Consider the following 5,222-nt stretch of genomic DNA (forward strand, 5'->3'; position numbering starts at 1 on the left):
CCAAGGCAACACTCTGTCAGTTGAAGGTCGCTGACGCGCTTTGGGCGGAACCTGCTATCCCGTTGCCGCGAAAACAGTCAAAAATCGAGGTGCCCCTTATTGAAGATCCCGCGTATTTTGGTTTGTCACACAAATCGTTTGCGGACCTTCTCAATAAGCGCGGTATCGTCACGCCTAGAAAATTACAATGGAACGAAGGGAATGTCGTCCGTATGCACAAATCGGCTAAAGCTATTGTCCGTGAAAGGGAGCAGTTGGAGCGTGAGCTTGATGCAGAAGATGCGTTGCAGGCAGCAACCTCAAACACCGTTCCGGCATGTACGATGATTTCTCAAAAAGCACAAACGTTGGAGCCTATCGTTGCGAACGACACAACGGCAGACGATGAGGATGATCCGGATAACTCTGCGAACGACCCATTTTGGGGTATGTTTTGACATTTCGCGTTTGGGCGCACTTTATCAGAAGGCATCGCAGGCAAGCACGTGACTTCAGGCGAAGCTGCGGCGACACTTCTGGCAAGGCGCACCCTGGGGAGTCCAAGGAGGGCTCCTGGAGAGTCATCTAACACGCTTTCGGCTTCCGATGACCCAAAGCATGAGTTGGCGCTGTGGCGCCCCTTTAGCGCTCATATTGCCATCAGGTCCGGGCTCGATGCGACCAATGTACAGCTTGAAGCCACTGTCTGATCCCTCTGACCGTAAGTATCGCGATCATTATTGGTTTCAGGTCTCAAACGTGTTGCGACCTCTGACGTGGATTGGGTTCCTTGACGAAACGCGGATTAGCGAAAACAGATTGGCGGATCGCGTCTATTGTAAAACACTGCTTTGGTCGAAATGTCTGACGCTTGATACGGATCGCCATCTGGTGACCTCGACCAAGCACTGACTGCCCAAACCCTACTAGGGCTGTCGCAACTTCACTCTGGCTATCGCAGCGCAAGCCGTGCAGGATAAGCAGATGTTAATGAAAGAAACCCTCGCGATTGACGATGTGCGCGTTCCGGCAAAACGCAAAAAGACGCTTGAGCCCGCTAAGGTTCAAGATATTGCCAATGATATGCTCGAAAACGGCCAAACCACTCCCATCAGTGTCAGGAGTGCTGATGACGGTTATGTGCTGATCGAGGGTCTTCACCGTTTGGAAGCATTGCGGGCGCTAGGGGAGGCTACGGTCAATGTCTACTTGGTCCATGCACGGTTGCATTGAAGATCGTTGTGTCCGAATCTGAAGCAACATCCTTATCGCAGATGCCTGAAGCTGACGTTCATGGTCAGCGCAGCTAACGGCAGGTTTGAGCACTTCTTACCACTTTTCTGTATTACGACTAACGTCAGCTTATTCTTGGTAGGCTAAACCTTGCTTTAGGTGATTGAGGTTGTTGCAGGTGGTTATTTGCCTGAAGAGCGAACAATATCTCTCCCCCAAGAGATTCTTGACCAAGCCATCTCGTGCACCAAGTAGCACGCAAATCCGGTCACTGCTCCAACAAAGGCGATGCCGCCGCTTGCTGCAAATGATCCCGTAAAGAGAAACCCAATCAGCATCATTGAGAAGAACCCAGCGGCTTGCCAGGTTGCGGCCTTGGTAAAGAGTCTGATTTTGCTGTCCATTCGGGGTTCCTCGAAGTGTATTGAATTTCCACTGAACTATCCCGGATGTGGCTGTATGGACATTATGTGAATTTGCTGCGTTAACTCTATGTTGTAGCATCTAATCTGCAAGGTAGATTGTAATGGACAAGCGGTATCGCGCAGACATTTTTCGAAAACGCCTAGAGGAAGCGATGTTGCGCAAGGGCGTGACCAAAAGTGCATTGTCCAGAGAAACGAAAGTTGATCGCTCAACCATTGGTCAGCTTCTTAAAGACGATCATCCACGTCTGCCAAACGCACAGTTGGCAGCGGATGTTGCTGATGCATTGGGCGTCAGCACAGACTGGCTACTTGGTCTGACAAATAGGCCGGAAACCCCCGGCGATATTGTTGCTGCTGCGCTGTTTCTTAGCCCCGCCGAACGCACTTCGGCAGATGAACAACTTCTTGAATGGCATCGTGAGGCGGCGGGTTACAAAGTACGCCATGTCCCCGCAACTCTACCAGATATTCTAAAAACAAAAAGCATGTTGGAATGGGAATATGATTCCGTGCAAGAACGCCGTTTGCCCGAGGCATACAATGCGATGCGGGATCAACTTGAATGGTTGTCTTCAGGCGTTTCTGATTATGAAATTGCCCTGCCTATTCACGAAATCGAGTCCTGCGCAGCTGGAACGGCATACTATAAAGGCGTTGATGAAAGCATCCGACGTGAACAATTGAATTTTATAGCCGATCAGTGCGATCAAATGTTTCCGAGGTTACGGATATTCTTGTTTGACGCGCATAGGGTATTCAGCTCACCCGTCACAGTTTTTGGCCCAAACTTGGCTGTCGTTTATATTGGACAATGCTATCTCGCATTTCGTGAGATTGAGCGCGTGAAGTCTCTCTCAAGTCACTTTGACTGGCTTGTCCGCGAGGCAACTGTGGACGCTCGAAATGTTCCGATCTATATTCGCTCGCTCATGAAGCAGTGACGCCGCCTTACAGTTTGACCAGAAGCGACCCTTGGTGCGGGTGCAGCAAAAGCTTACTAAGTCCGGACAGCCGACCTCGGCTTTGACTGCAGCGAATTACCAGTCTTCGATCCTCGACGCATCAAGTCAGCTTTACGTTTGTCATCAGGCATCGCAGGCAAGCAGATGATTTCAGGCGAACTGCAGCGACACTTCTGGCAATGTGCGCCCTGGCGATTCCAGGGAGGGCGCACGGAGAGTCATCGGGTGCCTTTCTGGTAAAAGTGGGACCCAAAACAAGACCTGACGCTGCAGCCCCCCTCCAGCGCTCATTTTGAACTCCGTCCGCTAGCTGCGCCGCGCTTTGGCGAGAGGCAACGGGATTGCTTAGATGACCACTCTGCTGGGGCTCCTGTTCCATGCAGCCTGATCCCGGCCCGCCTTGGGATTTTGGCCAAAGATAAATCCAGCGTTGCTTCCCGTGATGTCGTTCGCAGTCGGTTGCTCTGTCGCCGCAACCCACTTAGTGTCCTCGCAAATTCCTTGATAGGTAAAGACCTTATGCTCACCGGCCCGATCCGTTCGCAAATCGACCAAATCTGGAATGCCTTTTGGTCGGGCGGTGTCTCGAACCCACTTTCGGTGATTGAGCAGTTGACCTTCTTGATGTTCATCAAACGCCTTGACGACATCCAGACAGCCGAGGAGGCCAAGGTTGAAATGCTAGGCGGCACGCTGGACCGGCGGATATTCCCCGAAGGCAGCGATCCCAAGGGCGAAGCCTATGGCAACCTCCGCTGGTCGCGCTTCAAAAACTTTGAGGCGCGCGAGATGATGCGCATTGTGGATGAACACGTCTTCCCCTTCCTGCGCGATCTGGGCGAAAGCGGCTCGTCCTACGGCACCCACATGAAGGATGCGCGGCTGGGGTTTTCCAATCCCAACCTGCTGGCCAAGGTGGTGCAGTTGCTCGACGATATCCCGATGGACGACCGCGACACCAAAGGCGACGTCTATGAATATATGCTCGGCAAGATCGCCAGCGCGGGCACCAATGGCCAATTCCGCACCCCGCGCCACATCATCGCCCTTATGGTCAACCTGATGGCCCCCACGCCCACCGATACGATTTGCGATCCGGCGGCGGGCACCTGCGGCTTTCTCGTGGCGGCGGGCGAATACCTGCGCGACACCCACCCGCAGATGATGCGCAACGCTGAGTCCCGCGCGCATTTCCACAACGGCATGTTCCACGGCTTTGATTTCGACAGCACCATGCTGCGGATTGGCGCGATGAACATGACGCTGCACGGGGTGGACAACCCTGACATCACCTACCGCGACAGCTTGGCCGAAGAGCATAACGCCGACGCGGGCGCCTATTCACTCATCCTTGCCAACCCGCCTTTTGCCGGATCGCTGGATTACGACACCACCGCCAAAGACCTGCTGAAGATCGTCAAAACCAAAAAGACCGAGCTGCTGTTCATCGCCCTCTTCCTGCGCCTGATGCGCACGGGCGGGCGTGCTGCGGTGGTGGTGCCAGATGGCGTGCTGTTTGGATCATCCGGCGCGCACAAGGACATCCGCCGGATGCTGGTTGAAGATCACAAACTTGATGCCATCATCAAGCTGCCCTCGGGCGTGTTTCGCCCCTATGCGGGGGTGTCCTGCGCGATTGTGATCTTTACCAAAACCGGCGTGGGCGGCACCGGCGATGTGTGGTTTTATGACATGACCGCCGACGGGCAAAGCCTTGATGACAAGCGCACACCACTGCTGGATGACACCAAGCTGGGGCCAACGCCAGTTGAGCAACTGACGGACGAAGAGCACGCCAAGAACAACCTGCCCGATATCCTGGCCCGTTGGCAGGCACTGGGCGCGGAGGCCGCACGCCCCCGCACCGCGCAAAGCTTTATGGTGCCCGCATCCGAGATTATCGCCAGCGGAACATGGGATCTGTCACTAAACCGCTATAAGGAAATTGAGCACGCAGAGGTCATCCACCAATCCCCCGCCGAAATTATTGCCGAACTGCGCGAGCTTGAGGCCGAGATAACGCAAGGGCTGGATCGGTTGGAGGGGATGCTAGGATGAGTTGGCCGGGAATAACACTCGGCGAAATTTGCAGACCGAGGCAACACAAGACAGTTCCCGCAACGGAGCTACTTGACGACGGTTATGTGGTTTACGGTGCTAATGGGCCAATTGGATATTATTCTGAATATACTCACGATAGAACGACCATCGCCGTAACTTGCCGTGGCGCAACTTGCGGAACAATTAACATTGTTCCACCAAAATCGTATGGGCACCTCGATTTTTGACTGTTTTCGCGGCAACGGGATAGCAGGTTCCGCCCAAAGCGCGTCAGCGACCTTCAACTGACAGAGTGTTGCCTTGGGTTTGATGATGTGCTGCCCATTTCGCTTCGCGGACCTTCGGTTCAGGGCCGTTTTTGGCGATGCGCAGCATGATCTGCGTCTGTGTTCGCCCGTGTTTCAGGCTGGGTGAGGGTTGATGCGACCCAGTTGGGCGAGACGGCGCATGTTGTAGGTGAGATTCTTCATCCCGATTTTGGCCTTGGCCCGAACCAGACCGATCGTGCGCACGAGGGTGCCGCCCATGTCGTTGGCTTGCGCGCCAAAAATATGCTCGA

General features: G+C 54.1%; 5 protein-coding genes and 1 pseudogene. 4 read left to right on the forward strand and 2 right to left on the reverse strand.

Annotated features, from left to right (window positions below; translation table 11 throughout):
• Together BMY36_RS18790 and BMY36_RS18795 are read left to right on the forward strand one after the other, a co-directional pair.
• A partial coding sequence (locus BMY36_RS18790) for a recombinase family protein (RefSeq protein WP_217646641.1) occupies positions 1–437 on the forward strand: 437 nt, incomplete at its 5' end.
• Between the two features lie 526 nt (positions 438–963).
• Complete coding sequence (locus BMY36_RS18795) at positions 964–1,212, forward strand: ParB/RepB/Spo0J family partition protein (protein WP_050519388.1); 249 nt, start codon at positions 964–966, stop codon at positions 1,210–1,212.
• Between the two features lie 182 nt (positions 1,213–1,394).
• Here BMY36_RS18795 and BMY36_RS18800 read toward each other — a convergent pair whose 3' ends face one another.
• Positions 1,395–1,616 (reverse strand): DUF2061 domain-containing protein, encoded by a 222-nt coding sequence (locus BMY36_RS18800; protein ID WP_050519389.1) that lies wholly within the window; start codon positions 1,614–1,616, stop codon positions 1,395–1,397.
• A gap of 122 nt (positions 1,617–1,738) precedes the next feature.
• Here BMY36_RS18800 and BMY36_RS18805 point away from each other — a divergent pair, with 122 nt between their 5' ends.
• Positions 1,739–2,581: a helix-turn-helix domain-containing protein gene (locus tag BMY36_RS18805; RefSeq protein WP_050519390.1), complete on the forward strand. Its 843-nt coding sequence runs from the start codon at positions 1,739–1,741 to the stop codon at positions 2,579–2,581.
• A 540-nt stretch (positions 2,582–3,121) separates the two neighbouring features.
• Positions 3,122–4,660 carry a type I restriction-modification system subunit M gene (locus BMY36_RS18810; protein ID WP_050519391.1) on the forward strand — a complete coding sequence of 513 codons (1,539 nt, stop codon included), beginning with the start codon at positions 3,122–3,124 and terminating at the stop codon, positions 4,658–4,660.
• A 404-nt stretch (positions 4,661–5,064) separates the two neighbouring features.
• Here the strand turns inward: BMY36_RS18810 and BMY36_RS19730 are convergent.
• Positions 5,065–5,222: pseudogene (locus BMY36_RS19730) on the reverse strand (IS5/IS1182 family transposase); the annotation flags it as partial.

Source organism: Pseudorhodobacter antarcticus, assembly GCF_900110135.1.
GTDB classification, from domain to species: domain Bacteria; phylum Pseudomonadota; class Alphaproteobacteria; order Rhodobacterales; family Rhodobacteraceae; genus Pseudorhodobacter; species Pseudorhodobacter antarcticus.

Excerpts from the sequence above, each read along its gene's own strand:
- BMY36_RS18795 (WP_050519388.1), top strand. The coding sequence starts at position 964 with ATGTTAATGAAAGAAACCCTCGCGATTGACGATGTGCGCGTTCCGGCA.
- BMY36_RS18800 (WP_050519389.1), bottom strand. The coding sequence starts at position 1,616 with ATGGACAGCAAAATCAGACTCTTTACCAAGGCCGCAACCTGGCAAGCC.
- BMY36_RS18805 (WP_050519390.1), top strand. The coding sequence starts at position 1,739 with ATGGACAAGCGGTATCGCGCAGACATTTTTCGAAAACGCCTAGAGGAA.
- BMY36_RS18810 (WP_050519391.1), top strand. The coding sequence starts at position 3,122 with ATGCTCACCGGCCCGATCCGTTCGCAAATCGACCAAATCTGGAATGCC.